Consider the following 14988-nt stretch of genomic DNA (forward strand, 5'->3'; position numbering starts at 1 on the left):
AACAGTGGATGTTCAGCCCAGCCAATCAAACGCAGTTCAGTTTGACCATCAACGGTTTTGAGCACGATGTTCAAGTGCTCGCATTCACTGGAGAAGAGGGAATCAGCAGGCCTTACCTCTTCAACGTGGAGTGTGTTAGCGAACGGTCTGACCTGGATCTTGCAAGCCTTTTCAACAAAGAGGCTTTTCTGACGTTGGGCGCTACGGGCAACGGCATTCATGGACGGGTCTACCACATCGCACAAAGCGGTCATGGCCCGGGTTTGACACATTACAGCCTGGCCCTCGTACCGCACCTGTCCTACTTGCGGCACCGCATCAACCAGAGGATCTATCAACAGTTCTCGGTGCCGAGAATCGTCGCCTTGATCCTGGAAGAGCACGGCATTCTGGGCGATGCCTATCGGTTTCGCCTGGGGGCGACCTACCCAGAGCGTGAGTACTGTACCCAGTACGGCGAAACGGATTTGCACTTTATCCAGCGCTTGTGCGAAGAGGAGGGTATCCACTTTCACTTCCAACACAGCGTTCAAGGCCACGTGCTGGTGTTTGGCGATGACCAGGCGATTTTCCCCGGGATCGGACAGCCCACTGCTTATGGGCAAGCGCGCGATACGGTGACCAACGAGCCGCTGATCAAGCGCATCAACCTGCGTCTGGGGCAGCTCCCCCGTCGTGACTCGCACCGCAACGATGATGTCGAGCAACACCTGGACATTGAAGACGATGACAGGCTGGAGCGTTTCACCAGTCATGAGCACGGCGAGCAGAGACGTCTTCGCACTATGGAGCGTCGCCATGCGGCTTATCGTCAAGCCGAAGGGCAGAGTGACCAGACTCGCTTAGCCAGCGGCCATGTGCTGGAAATCTCGGGTCATCCGCGCCAGGAGTGGAACGCCCTATGGCTACTGACCCAGGTCATCCACGAAGGTCGGCAACCACAGGTATTGAATGAGGATGTCGCCGGTGGCAACGCTGCGCATGAAGGTGACTTCCATCAGGGTTACCGCAACCGCTTTATCGTTCTTCCATGGAATGTGTCCTATCGTCCGTCGTTGGCCCACAAGAAGCCTCGGGTGCCAAGCGACCAGACGGCTGTTGTCATCGCCCTGCAAGACGAAGAGATCCAGAGTGATGGGTGCTTGGCAAGGATCAAGGTCAAGTTCCCTTGGGACCGCGACGACAGATTTGATGACAAGAGTCGGTGTTGGCTGACGGGACCCTCCGATTGGGGGTGTGAAGTCGCGCCCCTGCGGACGGGCATGGAGGTTATGGTTACATTTCTTGAAAACGACCCCGATCAGCCGCTGATCAGTGGTTGCTTGTGTTGTCGCTAGGGCGGGCTTGCCGCTACCTTCGCCATTGTTCAGTGCTCCACGGACGTACCCTTTCGATTGGTGCGGCGCTCTGTATTCAAGTTTTCGGTATCGAAGAATCGACACCGCTACCATGATGGAATGCGCCGGGATTTTGCTATTGATGGGAGTACAGTTTCGCAGCATTGGCAAAGCCTTTGGCTCTGAAAATAGCGCTGCCTTCGCCGAGGCTGCCGTCATTGCTCACGAGATAAACCTCGTTGGTGTCGGGCTTGAGCGCCATGCTCGTCGAGCGAAGAAAGTGGCCCTTTTCGCGCCCCGGAATCAAGATCTGGCCGATGGGCAAGCCGTTAGGATTGAGTACCAGCACGCGGCCTTGGCTGTACAGGGCCACGTACAGATTGCCATCTTGATCGACACGCATTGAGTCAGGTGATGGGCCGCTAAACCGGTAAACAACGGCTTCCCCGAAGGGAGCGATTGTCTTGGCATCTTTCAGTTCGATTCGGTGCAGCAGCCCCGTCGCGAACTCAGTGACCCAAAGGGTCTTGCCGTCGGGAGAGAGCGCAATGCCGTTGGCGATCGCGAGATTGGGCAGGATCGAGACGATTGTCTTGCCGCCAGCTGGGACGTAATAGACGCCGCCGGTGGGCTGAGTCGATGTACCCTTGAAATCGGTGAAATAAAATCCCCCTGTGCTGTCGAAAACGAGGTCATCCACCAGATGGTTTTTGCTTGCCGGGATGATGACTTGCTTTCCTGAGCCGTCCGGTTTGTAGGCTGTCAGGTTGCCGGTATTTTTGAAATTACCCAGCCCTGCCACAAACAATCTGCCGTCTTTATGAATAGCCAGTCCCGCACTTCCCAGCGCGTTTTTCGGCACAACGACACTGAGTTTCTTGTCGGGATCGACCTTTAGAACCTGCCCCCCGAACACCTCGACAAACAGCAAATTGCCGGCCCTGTCGAACGATGGACCTTCCAGTTGCAGGGGGCCGTCGGACACCTTCAGCCACAGATCGGCTGTCACCGTCGGCAACTCTTTTTCGGGTGATCCAATGGCCTGGAGTTGCTGGCCCTCCGCCGAGTAGTTCAGGGTGGGGATAGCGTCCGCGTGGGCTTGTAGGATGCCAGCGCTGAAGGCCAGGCACAGGGAAGCCAAGAGTTTTTTGCGCATGTGGGTGACCTTCTTGTTGTTATGTTGGATTGGCTCATGCGTTCAATAGGGCGACGATGGCGGGCACCGTCAGTACAGCGGTGTAATACCCCATGAATTGCACGCCGATGTTGAAGCCAAGGAAGCGCGATAGAAAACCACCCAGCAGGCCGACGGTGACAATGACCAGTAAGCCGAGTGCTCCGCCCTCCCAGATGCCGATCACCAGAATCAGGCCGACAAACGTCGAGATCACCGCTTCGTGACTGATTTTGCGTGAGACGAAGGACGCTGCCCGGTGGGCGTAATTCATCGTGAAGGGATAGGCAATGAGGATCGCCACGATCACCGCCAGCATCCCATAACCCAGAAACTCCCACGTGCTGAGCAGGGTATGGAGGTTGTTGACCTGCCCGGTGGCGGTGTCAACGCTGAAGCGAGGTGGGGCGTTGAACAGCGGTGCGGCCGGCCCTGCGGCGACCGGACTCAACGGCAAGCCAAACGCGATCAACGGGATCAAGGCTTCAGCGATGTATGTCGCTTCAGTGACGCCGTTACGGGCCGTGATCACCGTTGTCAGCCGATGGTAGACATGCTTGACCCGTGACCCGACGAGTTCGCCCATGATCACGGTCATCGCAACGGGGCTGAAGACGAACGTTGCACTGGAGATAATGGCTGTGATCGCAGTCCACAGGCTTTGTTTGCTGTCCAGCACCTTGAGCGGGTTGGGGAAAAAACCGCCCCAGCTTTTAACATCCGCAGACAGCGAGAAGGTGCGCACCTGCTGGCGTCTCATCGTCTCCCGTTCAGCGGGGGCGAGCATTGAAAATAGCGCGGCAATCAGCGGGCCAATGGCGATACCGAGGAAATAGCTGACGCTCAGCTTGACGCCGTATTGTCCGGTGATGCTTTGCAGACCGACGATGACCATCACGAAGGGGACAAGCGCGAGCACCGCCGCAAGTCGCCCCTTGGAAAACCATGCAATGGCGATCGCAGCGAGCAGGAAAACCCATGGGGCGGCGCGTTTGATCGTGTCGCCAAAAGGCGCAAGCATCACGGCGAAAAGCACCGCCGTGGGGACTGCGATCAGCGCCGCGATAACCGCGCCTGAAATCATCTTGCGCAGGGCGACGTGCGGTACACCCAGATTGCGCAGGAAGTTGGCCTCGCGCATCAGGGGCGTTGCCAGGGTGTCGCCGGGGATGCCGAGTAATGCCGTGGGCACGGCGTGAGTCATGTGTTTGGCCACTGCACCTGCGAGAAAGAACGTCAGGACACCGGGCGCAGGTACACCCAACAGCACCACGAGCAATGTGAGTGGGGCGAGGGTGGTGGTTTCATCGCTGCCCGAAATGAGGCCAATCCCGGCGAAGATCACTGCACCTAATATGCCCATCCCGAACGCAATGAGAATCTGCTCCAACAGGGGTGTCATCATGACCGGCCACCGTTGGCCCGGATCGGAGCGACCGGGGCTACCGTTGCGTCCTTTTGAGCGTTAGCGGGGCGGGTGAGGTTTGTCTCGTACTCTGCAAACACCTCATAAAGATCCATTTCACGCAGTTCAGCGAGTGTTTCTGCGGGTAGATCCGACAGGCTTCCAAGGTCTCCGAACTCGTCCTGCAATTCCGATAAAACCTTTGCTCGCCACGCAGGATCTGCCTGGTGCTCTACCACATTGCGGTTGGGTTTGAAGAGCTTTGCACTGATGGTTCCCCCCACCAGGCAGCCGACGATGCCCACCAGCATGGCGTAGGCCTTGGCCATTTGGACATTGTCTACCCACCCCACGAGCAGGTGTTTGGCCAAGAAAAAAGCACCCAGGCTAACGGATGCGCCTATGGCAATGGCGTAAATCAGGTGACGACCGTTTACGGTGTCACCCCATAACTCATAGAGATCGGATTTCAAGGATTCCTCCTGCTGCCCTTGCGAGCTTTTATTGTTATGAACATCAAGGAATGTAGCGGAGTCAGGCCTCTCGTCGTCGTTTCGCCAAGAGCGCCCGTGCAACTCTGGACGCCGTTTCTCGACCCAGATGAGCGTCAATGAACTCCCCGGCGTCAACGACGGCATCCAGGTCGACGCCGTGTTTGATCCCCAGGCCATCCAGCAGATAAAGCACATCTTCAGTGGCCACGTTTCCGGTCGCGCCAGGGGAGTAGGGGCAACCACCCAGCCCGGCCACGGAACTGTCGAACACACGAACACCCATCCCCAGAGCGGTATGGATGTTGGCAATCGCCATTCCATAAGTGTCATGGAAATGACCTGCCAAGGCGTTCACTGGAACCACCCGGGTACAGGCGTCCAGCAACGCTTTGGTGGCCGCGGGCGTTCCTGTTCCAATGGTGTCGCCCAAGCTGATTTCGTAGCAGCCCATCCCATAGAGAGCGGCACTCACGGCAGCCACCGTTTCAGGTTTAACGTGACCTGTGAACGGGCAACCCATCACGCACGAGACATAGCCTCGCACCCTGACGTCGGCATCCCGGGCGCGCACCATGACTGCCTCAAAGCGCTCGAGGCTCTCGGCTATGGAGCAATTGATGTTCTTTTGAGAGAACGCCTCGGAAGCGGCGGCGAATACCGCCACCTCGCGGCAACCCGCTGCCAGCGCTTCCTCCAGTCCGCGAGCGTTCGGGACGAGCGCGGTCCAGGTGACATCCGGCAGGTCCGGCAACGCTTTAAAGACGTCACCTGATCCTGCCATGTGCGGCACCCATCGTTCTGAGACAAATGCACCGGCTTCGAGTGTCCGCAGGCCCGCATTGGCGAGTTTTTTAAGCAACTCGACTCGTATGGCGGGGGCGAGCGTCCGGTTCTCGTTTTGCAAGCCGTCGCGGGCACCGACTTCCACCAATCGAACGGACAGGTCGAGATGGCTATTCATCACTCGGCCCGCTTTTGCTTGAGAAGCTCCGCCGCTTTGTCGGAGCGAACGTCGCGTGCATCGACCATCTCTTTGACCAGCCAAGTCACTTCATCGCCTTTCGCGCCGGCTGACAGTGCAATATTTCGTGCATGCAGCGCCATGTGGCCACGCTGGATGCCTTCCGTAGAAAGGGCTCTCAAAGCTCCGAGGTTTTGTGCCAAGCCGACGGCGACGGCGATTTCAGCGAGTTCCTGAGCGGTTTTCACCCCCAGAATGCGCAAGGAAAGTTGCGCCAGTGGGTGGGCTTTCGTGGCACCGCCGACCAGTCCGACAGGCATCGGCATTTCGAGAGTGCCCACCAGATTCCCTTTGCTGTCTTTTTCCCACGTTGTCAGCGAGCCGTAGTGTCCATCGCGGCAAGCGTAGGCGTGAGCCCCCGCTTCCACTGCGCGCCAGTCGTTACCTGTGGCGACGATCAGCGGGTCAATCCCATTCATGATGCCCTTGTTGTGGGTCGCGGCACGGTAGGGGTCGATGACGGCAAAGTTGTAGGCGTCGAGAATGCCTTCGATCACGTCCTCACCTTTATAAGCGCCAGTGGTGAGCAACGCTGGGGCAATACGGACCTGGGCACGGGCCAGGCGCAAGTCGGCGAGGTTCGAGAGAATGCGCAGGCGTACCTTCCCGCCGGTGATTTCCTCCATCAACGGGGCGACGGCTTCTGCCATCGTGTTCACGGTATTGGCACCCATCGCGTCACGCACGTCCACGATCAAGTGAGCCACGAGCATGGGGCCTCTCGGGCTTTGAGCAAAGGTGTGGACTTCGATATCCCGGCAACCGCCCCCTAGCTTATTGAGCAATTGATCCTTGCGGTTTGCCAATTCAATGATGTCGTCTTTGTGACGCAGGAGGCTGAGCCGGGCATTGAAGGGGTCTTCAATGTCTACGATCTGAACTTGTGCGCGCATCAGCGGTTGAGAACTGGACGTCAGGAATCCACCCGCGTCCCGGGCAAGCTTGGCCATGAAAGAGGCAGCGGCAACGACTGAAGGCTCTTCCACGACCAGCGGGACAATGACGTCTCGGCCATTGATCTGGAAATTGCTGGCGACGGCGTACGGTAATTCGAACTTGCCTATCACGTTTTCGATCATGCCATCAGCCATTTCGAGCGGGAGCGCGCCTTCGTCGCTAAGCAGGGCCACGTCAGCGGCCGGGAGGTTGAGCAGGTCTTGAAGGTGATTGAGGCGCTCGGCAGGCGTCAGGCTGCGAAAATTGGGAAGGCGAGAGTCGATGCTCATCTGGAAATCCTGTCGCGGTTGTTGTTTTAAGTTGCAGCCACACTATTCCGCTCTGTGCCTGTAAAGAAGGTACAGTTTGGACAGACAGTACCTAAGCTGTACCCTTGTTGCTGGCACTGGAGGGATTCTCAGCATGAGCAGAATGACCTTGGCTCAGCAGCTCACCGCTTCGTTGGCAGCCCAGATTGACGACGGCACTTATCGCGTGGGCGACCGTTTGCCGTCACTTCGTGAATGCATGCGTTTGTTGGGCCATTCAAAAAATACGGTCATCACGGCGTATGAAGCGCTGGCCTCTCAAGGCTTGGTTGAAGCCAGGCATGGGCAGGGGTTTTTCGTCAAACAAGGCACCTGCGGTCACTACGAACCCGAGGAACCGCCGCCCTATGCCAGGGCGATGGATACCATTTGGCTAATGCGCCAGCAATTCGTCCGTGAGCCTGGGCATTCGCCTCTTGGGGAAGGATTCCCTCCCGTAGAGTGGTTAATGGACATGCGCCTGGACAAGTTCACCCGGCAAATCATGCGGATGGGCGTTACCACGCTGTTCAGGTACGGAAATCGGCTGGGCAATGCCAGCCTGCGCCAGCATCTGGTGCAAAAATTGGCGTCTTACGCCATTAGCGCGAATCCTCGGCAAATCGTCACGACTCACGGTGCAAATCATGGGCTGGACCTGATCATCCGACGCTTCCTTGCGTCGGGGGACACGGTACTTGTCGAGGATCCAGGCTATTACCCTTTGTTTGGCAAGCTGCAATTGCAGGGGGCTCGAATGCTGTCCGTGCCGCGTCTGCCCGATGGCCCGGATCTTGATGCGCTAGAAGCACACCTGCGCCTGCATAAACCGAAACTGTTTTTCATACAGTCCGTTGGCCATAACCCGACAGGGTCTGACATTTCGCCGGGTAAGGCGCATCGACTGGTTCAATTGGCACAGGAGCATGATTTCATTTTGGTGGACGATGACGCGTTGGCTGATTTCAAGCCCGCCGCAGCCATCAGAGTGTCGGCATTGGACCAACTGAAGCGTTCGCTGTACGTGGGGAGCTTTTCGAAATCCGTTTCCGCAGCCCTGAGAGTGGGGTTCATCGCGGGCAGCAAGGAGGTTATCGATGAGTTGGGCGACCTGAAAATGTTGCTGCACACCAGTTCTTCTGAGCTTTGCGAGCGAACGGTCGACGTGGTGTTAATGGAGGGGCATTTCCTCAGGCACTTGATTCGGCTTCAGGAGCGGGTCAAATCGGCTACCGCCGCAGCGTTGCAAATGCTGGATGAGATGGGGGCCGAGGTGTTCTGTCGTCCTGAGCAGAGCCTGTATTTATGGGCCAGGTTTGCTCATTTCGACGATGCCAGGGAGTTGACCCGGCTGCTGTTGCCGAAGGGTTTCATGATCGCTCCCGGGCACATTTTTTCGCCTGAGCAATCGCGTATCAATCCATGGACGAGACTCAATGTGGCTTATCTGAACGACCCGGTCTTCAAGTCCACGTTGCAACAATGGGCGGTGGATGGCGGGGGGCGTTGATGAGTGCTCCAAAGCCTGCCGGACCCGCGAAGCCAAGCCCCGGCGAGCGCGGTGCAATCCATCCACCGACTGACCCCCTGACCCACCGGTTCAGCGCACGCGATCACGGCTTTGCGCGGCCAGGTCCAGGGCCTTTTGCATGTCCAGCCGCGCCGAGCGGCCGACGTCTTTGTCATTGAGTTGGTAGCGACGCTCCGACGGCAGGATGGGCGCGGTGAGGTCTTCGGCGTCCATCTGTTCGAAGTCGTGGTTGTCGCCGATGGTCATGGCGCTGCGGCGTAGCAGCATGCGCAACTGCTCGGGTTGCAGTTGCGGGTTGATGGACAGCATCGCCGCCAGCAGGCCCGCGACCATGGGCGTGGCGTAGGACGTGCCGCAATGCACTGCGCCTTGCTGGCCGGCGTTGGTTGTCGAGGCGTGGGCGCAAGCGGCGGCGGTGATGTCGACGCGCATGTCGATGTTCGAGGAGCTGCGCTTGACCGCATAGGCCGGGTCGTCGACGGCGACGCCGGTGCGTTCGCTGCGCTGGTGCCCGCCGACCACCAGCAATTGCTCGGTGATGAAGGAGGAGGGCAGGCGGTATTCGTCACTGCCCGAGAACGAGGAGCCATTGCCGGCGGAGTTCACTACGATCACGTCGGGATGTTCCTTGCGCAGCCAGAGGAAGAACTCTTCCAGCAGTTCTTCGTAGCCGCCCATGGCCAGGCCCGAGCGCAGCAGCGAGTCGACGTCATCGCCTTTGATGTCTTTGGCGCCGACGCGATGGATGCCCCAACTCCAATTGAGCACGCGCACGCCATCTTCCACGAGGTTGACTGAGGCGGCGATTTTGGCGGTGATCCCGGCATCGGAATTACGTTCGACGATGACCTCGAAGCCACCGCTGGCCTTGTCCAGGCCTCGGAGCAAACCGGTGTTGCCACTGTCGTCCCAGCGTGCGGCGAGGATGCCGGCGACGGTTGTGCCGTGGTTGTCCGGTTTGTCCGCATCACGGGCGTAGACGCAGGTGCGCGGTGGTGAGCAAGCACCGAGGTAGTCCGCGAAATCCGTCGTGTCGAAATCCACATCGCGCTCGATCAGGCCGATGCGCACCGGTTGCGGCTGGATGGGCGGCTGTCGCCCGGGGATGCGTCGTTGGTAATAATTCACCGCGTCGAGAAAGCGATTCGCGGCCCATTCGTCAGAGTCCAGGGCCGGTTTCTTCGGCTCTTCAGGCTGGGCAGGGGCCTGCTCGCTTTCTTCGGCCGAGGACTCCTCGGTGACCACGGCATCCACGCTGGTCTCGCTGCCCAGACGCAGGACCAAGGCGTCACGCTGCACCAGATCCTTGGCCGGCAGACGAAGTTGGTACAGGTTCAGCGGCGCGATGCTACCGACCACTTTCGCTCCGTATTTCTGGGCCAGCCGCTCGGCTTCCTGACGACCATCACGGTCTTCCTCGATCAGCACGCTGACCAGGTCGACGTAGGTGGTCAGGCCGTCCATGTTCTTCGCCACTTCGTCCGGCCCGGCGGCCAGCACATGACTGTTGCGCAAGGTCAGCCAGGCGGCATTGCTGGTGCGGGGGCCGTCTTCCAGCCAGAGCGGGCCACTCTGGTAATCGGTGCTGTCCAGGCGCAAGCGCAGGTTTGCCCCTTCACGCTGGACCGTGTCTGCGGGTAGTGCCTTTGCGCCCAACTTGAGTTGTGGCGTTGCGTCGCCCAGCCCGCGCGCTGTCAGGCACCAGTCCTGATGCTGGCTTTGCAGCAGGTCGCCACAGCGTTTCAGGCTTTCCAGGCGCAGAGGTTCCGGCGCAGCGGTTGCCGTGCCGGCAGCCAGGGTGAACAAGGTCGCGAGGGCAGTGGGTCGTAGGAGCATGGGCCAGGTTTCTTTGTCGAGGGTCCTGTTGCTCCGACTGCTACGGTGTTCGCTTCGTTCAGCGGGAGAACGGTGTTCGGCGAATACATCTTCTTCAGAAACTCTCGAGGTGGTCGAAATTGGCCAGCGTCTGCGACATCGACAGCGTGCCCTCATGGCGGTAGGGGTAAGTTTCTTTCACCCCGCTGGCGTTACACGCATCCCACATGAACGCGATACCTGATATCCCGATCAAAGTGGTCTTCCGGGTTCTCATAAGCTTCTAGTGTTTCCAAGAACCCTGTCCGCTCAAGACTCGTCAAATCCTCAAGGGTCCAATCGAAGGGGAAGTCGCTGGAAAAGCTCTCGCCTTGATATTCAACCCATTGAAACACCGGGAAGGGCAGGTAACCGAGCCACTCTGATCGATAGGTGATCTCGTCGGATTCGCTACTCGTCACCACGGCGCGGATCTTGTTCTTGATGGCTGCTTGGCGTTCATCCATGGTGTTTCGATCCGTAACTCGGGGTTGGGCTGGAGGGTTTGGATGTAATAGCGCTCACCCATGCGTTCCTTGCGGTTCAAGGGCGTATTTTGCCTCGAAAAGCCAAACGCAGCACATCCTGATTCTGCCGCTGCGCCTAGATGGACCTCTGGTTAACACGTTTGGAAAGTGCTTCGGCGCTTTCCTTGCGCTCGGAGTAGCGGTCGACCAAATAGGCTTCTCTGCCACGCACCAGCAAGGTGAACTTCATCAGTTCCTCCATGACATCGACAACCCGGTCGTAATAGGACGATGGCTTCATGCGTCCGGCTTCGTCGAACTCAAGGAAGGCTTTGGGGACGGAGGATTGATTGGGGATCGTGACCATGCGCATCCAACGACCCAACACGCGAAGTTGGTTCACCGTGTTGAAGGATTGCGAGCCGCCGCACACTTGCATCACCGCCAACGTCTTGCCCTGTGAGGGACGAACCGCGCCCAGGGCGAGCGGGATCCAGTCGATCTGGGCCTTGAACACCGCCGACATCGAACCATGGCGTTCTGGCGAGCACCAAACCTGGCCTTCCGACCACATCACCAGGTCGCGCAGTTCCTGTACCTTGGGGTGATCGACGGGCGCATCGTCCGGCAGCGGCAGCCCGGAAGGATCGAAGATTGCGGTTTCGGCGCCCATGAGCTCCAACAGGCGTGCCGCTTCGCGGGTCAGCAACTGACTGAAGGAGCGCTCGCGGGTTGATCCGTACAGTAGAAGTATGCGCGGCTTGTGCTGTGGTTCTGCGCTCTGCGTGAGCTTTTCCGGTGTTGGTACATCGAAAAGCGACAGGTCCAGATTTGGAAAGTCATTTGGGGGTTCGCTGGAAAACTCAGTCATTGCACCTCTCCCGTCTGGTCGAAGACCTAACATATGGAAAAATGCATATTCGTATTTCCATATATTTAGCGCAAGACGCAATTTCGCTGACTGTCCGAAATTTCGCCGAGGGCAGATGATTTCAAGAGGAGGGGCGGCAGCCTGGAGCCTTCCCGGCAGGACTGAAGCGCAAGCTTGAGATCAGCAGCCAGGCGCGACGATTTTGGCGCAGTGCTTCAAGTGGGCGGTGACGTGGATCAACTTTGCGTAGGTGTGATGGGTGTTTCACTGGCTTCAGCTGCCAGTTTCAGTCGGTCGGCTTTGCTGATGTATTGATTCTTGCTTTTGGGTGCCAGCTTGGCACTGGCTTTTTTGGCGTTAGCCTTCAATAACTGGTTTATTTTCTTGCGGCGATTCATGTCGTTCTGCTCAGCGTGTCAATGTTCGGATGGTATCAGCTTTCCGTTTTCTCAGGATTTTTCCTGATTTTGGCAATGGGCTTCACACGGCGCTCGACAATGATCGAGTCATTCGGGATCTCCAACCGGATCGCCGTTTCCTCGGTGTGCATTTCAATGAGCGTCGAGTTGCCAACCCCTCGGAAAATCACCGTCGCATTTTCAAATCTCTTGTAATTTTCCAGCGGGGATTCCTTGGGGGCTGGCAACAGGTTGACGTAAGGCGGTTTCACCAGAATCGTTGCCCTTTCTATACGTATCTGCGCGAAGCTCATGGCCGCTTGCAGCAAGTCGGAAGTCACGCCGCCCATGAGAAGGGGTGTCAGGAGCATGACCCCCGCGATCATTGCCCTGGTTCTTTTCAAGGGTTTCATTTCGGCGGGGGGATTCTGCTCAGGATGTTCGGAATCGACGATTGCCGGTGCCGATGGCTGCGCCGCTTTTATTTTATTGTTCTGTTCCAGATAGGCTGAATAAACGATGTACTGAAAGATGGGCAGGAGGATGAGTTGAATGTGTTCCCAGGGGCTTTTATGGGTCAGGAAATAAATCGTCAGCGTGCCGCATATGCCAAAAAATACTGAGAAGAACGTTATTTTGGGGCATTTGAATTCCAATATGTTTTTTTTATCGGAGAATTGTCCATGTAGCCAGACGAAGCCCCTAAGCACGGGGATGAAGATCGGAGAAAGCAATATCCCGGTGGCTGTAACGGCTGCAGAGAAATAAATGCAGACCAGGCCAAAGCAAAACGCCGTGACCAAGAATAACAAACTGTCTCCAACGGATACGCCTTGCGGGTAATGGCCGTTGCTCAATAGATAACTGACGATGCACGTACCGCCAATCAGTAATCCAATTTTTGCTGACAGGGAGAGTAGTTTTGCAGCGATCTCAATCTGTTTTTCCAGTCCAGTGGTTGCTTCCCGCATCATCAAATCCTCCTTGATATTGCGCATACGATGGTCGTTACCTGACTCATCTCTCTATGGGGGGCATAGCGATGATTTGCATCCTTGTGGTGAGACAGTGGCCATGACTATAGGGGCCGTAGACGCGACGTGATTTCAGCGTCTATCACGAGGCTGCCTCAGGTCACCCTGACCGCGATCCAATTCGTTATAAAACCATAGCTGTCGCAGCCTTTCTTGACGTCAGCGTAGTACTGCAACATTTCCCATGGCGCGTAATTATCGACTGAATACTGACCATAGTTGGGATCAAAAAACACCAGATCCCTACCTTTATTCGACGCCGCTACAGCGTGCGCCCCTCCACCAGAGAAGATAAAGGCAATGACATAATACCCTTCTGACTTGGTCACCAAGTCAAGCCAGCCCTTGTGGTCGCTCAAAATAGATCCAACATCTTTGCCAACTTCCGTTGCGCAAACGCAGAATGCAGCTGCCATCGCTTGGTAATAGGCCTCGCCCAACATTCCCTCTGCCCCATAAGCGCCCTTTTTGTTCTGTCGTACCTGCTGCGACTGCATCGCTTGTGCGGCGACCATGAGTGGCATGTGCGTGATTAATTCACTCTTGCTCTGAAGCTTGCGATTCAATTTTATGCCTTGACGGCACCAGAGCATTGAGTAAGCGAAGCAGTTGCCGTTTTTCTTCTGATCTTTCAGTGCTTTTTGAAGAAAAGGATTATTGCTGGCGCCAAACTTGGTCCCAAAAGAGTGTTCTACGTTATTCAAGCCCAACGCTGGCCAGTCTGCGTTCATGCTTACTCTCCTTGTAACGCTATGAAAATTTGAAGGTTAACGTTGAAACATACTTTTCCTACCATTAACAGGAACGCTCTGACTGGCTCGTTGATGTACACCAGAAACAATTCCAACCCCGAAAAGGGGATGCATCGTTGAAAAATGGTAGCCAAGCAAACGGCATTCTGCCATCAGCGCCGAGCAAACATTTTCCATTTGCAACTGTCGGCTGACGGTCGACCGCCTTGCCCAGCTCTGTGAGTTGCTGGGCCTGACGATGGCGCAATTGCGCCGCTGTTCGAAAACGAGGGACTGCGCTGTTGCCGGCGATGCGAGATTGGGAGCCGCAGGCGTCCAGGCAGCTTAGGCGGGGTAGATCGATAGGTCACTTATAGATAAATCGACTGGGCCAGGTATTACTTCAGGTTGCTTTGGAAGAAGCTCGTCAATTTATCGAAAGGAATGAGGTTGACCCTGTCGTAAAGATCGACATGCCCGGCGCCGGGGATAATGACAAGTTCCTTCGGCTGGCCGGCGAGTTCATACGCTTGCTCGCTGAACTCCCTGGAATGTGCATCGGCTCCGGCAATGAACAACATCGGATGAGGCGAAATGGTCTCGATGTCGTTGAGCGGGTAGAAATTCATGAACTTGACGTTGCTGGTCAGCGTAGGGTGCGTGGTCAGGTCTCTGGACGAGCCGGAGGGCGTGAACTCACCGCGCGGGGTGCGGTAGAAGTCATAGAACTCACGTTGGATAGGATGAGTATTGTCGTCCAACTGGTGCACCGTACCGCTGGTGTAAAGCGTTTCACCACCCGCGAACTCCACATTACGCTGCTGTGTGGCTTGGGCGATGATCGCCCGGCGTTGTTCGAGGGTTTGGGAGTGCTTCAATCCGTTGCGATTGACGCCACCCATGTCATACATACTCACCGTTGCGATGGCTTTCATGCGCGGGTCGATCTTGGCTGCGCTGATCACGAAGCTGCCACTGCCACAGATACCGATGGCACCAATGCGCTCCTTGTCGACGAAAGGCTGGGCGCTGAGAAAGTCCACCGCGGCGCTGAAGTCCTCGGCATAGATATCCGGTGAGACTGCATTGCGCGGTCGCCCCTCGCTTTCGCCCCAGAATGACAAGTCCAGGGAGAGGGTCACGAAGCCTCTTTCCGCCATTTTCGTGGCATAGAGGTTGGCGCTCTGCTCCTTGACCGCGCCCATCGGGTGGCCTACGACAATCGCCGGACTTCTTGCCTTGCCATTGAGTTTTTTCGGGATGAACAGGTTGCCTGCCACGTTCATTTGATATTGGTTCTTGAAATTGACCTTCTGTACGGTCACGTCGTCGCTGGTATAAAAGTTATCTGCGCCGTTGGACATATCGGCTCCTGTTGCTGAGAGTGAACAGACAAGAAGGGTGAGTAAAACGATGATCTTCTTCAT

At 57.0% G+C, this 14988-nt stretch carries 14 protein-coding genes; 2 read left to right on the top strand and 12 right to left on the bottom strand.

What is annotated here, in order from left to right:
• Window positions 1-8: 8 nt before the first annotated feature.
• A complete protein-coding gene (gene tssI / locus AO356_RS24110; protein ID WP_060741901.1) occupies window positions 9-1337 on the top strand; it encodes a type VI secretion system tip protein TssI/VgrG in 1329 nt (442 codons plus the stop codon).
• Window positions 1338-1473: 136 nt separating this feature from the next.
• Here tssI and AO356_RS24115 read toward each other — a convergent pair whose 3' ends face one another.
• From AO356_RS24115 to AO356_RS24135, 5 genes are all read right to left on the bottom strand, one after another.
• Entirely contained in the window at window positions 1474-2493 is a 1020-nt protein-coding gene (locus AO356_RS24115; protein WP_060741902.1) for an SMP-30/gluconolactonase/LRE family protein, read from the bottom strand.
• 34 nt (window positions 2494-2527) lie between these two features.
• Window positions 2528-3916 carry a tripartite tricarboxylate transporter permease gene (locus tag AO356_RS24120; RefSeq protein WP_203225763.1) on the bottom strand — a complete coding sequence of 463 codons (1389 nt, stop codon included), beginning with the start codon at window positions 3914-3916 and terminating at the stop codon, window positions 2528-2530.
• Window positions 3913-4389 carry a hypothetical protein gene (locus tag AO356_RS24125; protein ID WP_060741903.1) on the bottom strand — a complete coding sequence of 159 codons (477 nt, stop codon included), beginning with the start codon at window positions 4387-4389 and terminating at the stop codon, window positions 3913-3915. The genes AO356_RS24120 and AO356_RS24125 overlap by 4 nt, the downstream gene beginning before the upstream one ends.
• 61 nt (window positions 4390-4450) lie before the next feature.
• Window positions 4451-5371 carry a hydroxymethylglutaryl-CoA lyase gene (locus AO356_RS24130; RefSeq protein ID WP_060741904.1) on the bottom strand — a complete coding sequence of 307 codons (921 nt, stop codon included), beginning with the start codon at window positions 5369-5371 and terminating at the stop codon, window positions 4451-4453.
• Entirely contained in the window at window positions 5371-6657 is a 1287-nt protein-coding gene (locus AO356_RS24135; protein WP_060741905.1) for a hydroxymethylglutaryl-CoA reductase, degradative, read from the bottom strand. The genes AO356_RS24130 and AO356_RS24135 overlap by 1 nt, the downstream gene beginning before the upstream one ends.
• 133 nt (window positions 6658-6790) lie before the next feature.
• On the opposite strand from AO356_RS24135, the gene AO356_RS24140 reads away from it, so the two are divergent.
• Window positions 6791-8185 carry a PLP-dependent aminotransferase family protein gene (locus AO356_RS24140; protein ID WP_060741906.1) on the top strand — a complete coding sequence of 465 codons (1395 nt, stop codon included), beginning with the start codon at window positions 6791-6793 and terminating at the stop codon, window positions 8183-8185.
• A 90-nt stretch (window positions 8186-8275) separates the two neighbouring features.
• On the opposite strand, the gene AO356_RS24145 is transcribed toward AO356_RS24140, so the two are convergent.
• From AO356_RS24145 to AO356_RS24170, 7 genes are all read right to left on the bottom strand, one after another.
• Complete coding sequence (locus AO356_RS24145; RefSeq protein WP_060741907.1) at window positions 8276-10042, bottom strand: S8/S53 family peptidase; 1767 nt, start codon at window positions 10040-10042, stop codon at window positions 8276-8278.
• 191 nt (window positions 10043-10233) lie between these two features.
• A complete protein-coding gene (locus tag AO356_RS24150; protein ID WP_060741908.1) occupies window positions 10234-10527 on the bottom strand; it encodes a hypothetical protein in 294 nt (97 codons plus the stop codon).
• A 136-nt stretch (window positions 10528-10663) separates the two neighbouring features.
• On the bottom strand, window positions 10664-11398 hold the full coding sequence (gene arsH, locus AO356_RS24155; RefSeq protein ID WP_060741909.1) for an arsenical resistance protein ArsH: 735 nt from the start codon (window positions 11396-11398) through the stop codon (window positions 10664-10666).
• A gap of 236 nt (window positions 11399-11634) precedes the next feature.
• Window positions 11635-11796, bottom strand: a complete 162-nt coding sequence (locus tag AO356_RS31205; protein ID WP_081015415.1) for a DUF2986 domain-containing protein — start codon at window positions 11794-11796, stop codon at window positions 11635-11637.
• A 35-nt stretch (window positions 11797-11831) separates the two neighbouring features.
• Entirely contained in the window at window positions 11832-12794 is a 963-nt protein-coding gene (locus AO356_RS24160) for a hypothetical protein (protein ID WP_237140772.1), read from the bottom strand.
• Between the two features lie 131 nt (window positions 12795-12925).
• A complete protein-coding gene (locus AO356_RS24165) occupies window positions 12926-13561 on the bottom strand; it encodes a YopT-type cysteine protease domain-containing protein (protein ID WP_060741911.1) in 636 nt (211 codons plus the stop codon).
• 398 nt (window positions 13562-13959) lie between these two features.
• The gene (locus tag AO356_RS24170) at window positions 13960-14988 is read right to left on the bottom strand and encodes an alpha/beta hydrolase (RefSeq protein ID WP_060741912.1); all 1029 of its coding nucleotides are present in this window, start codon (window positions 14986-14988) and stop codon (window positions 13960-13962) included.

Source organism: Pseudomonas fluorescens, assembly GCF_001307275.1.
Taxonomy (GTDB): Bacteria; Pseudomonadota; Gammaproteobacteria; order Pseudomonadales; family Pseudomonadaceae; genus Aquipseudomonas; species Aquipseudomonas fluorescens_AA.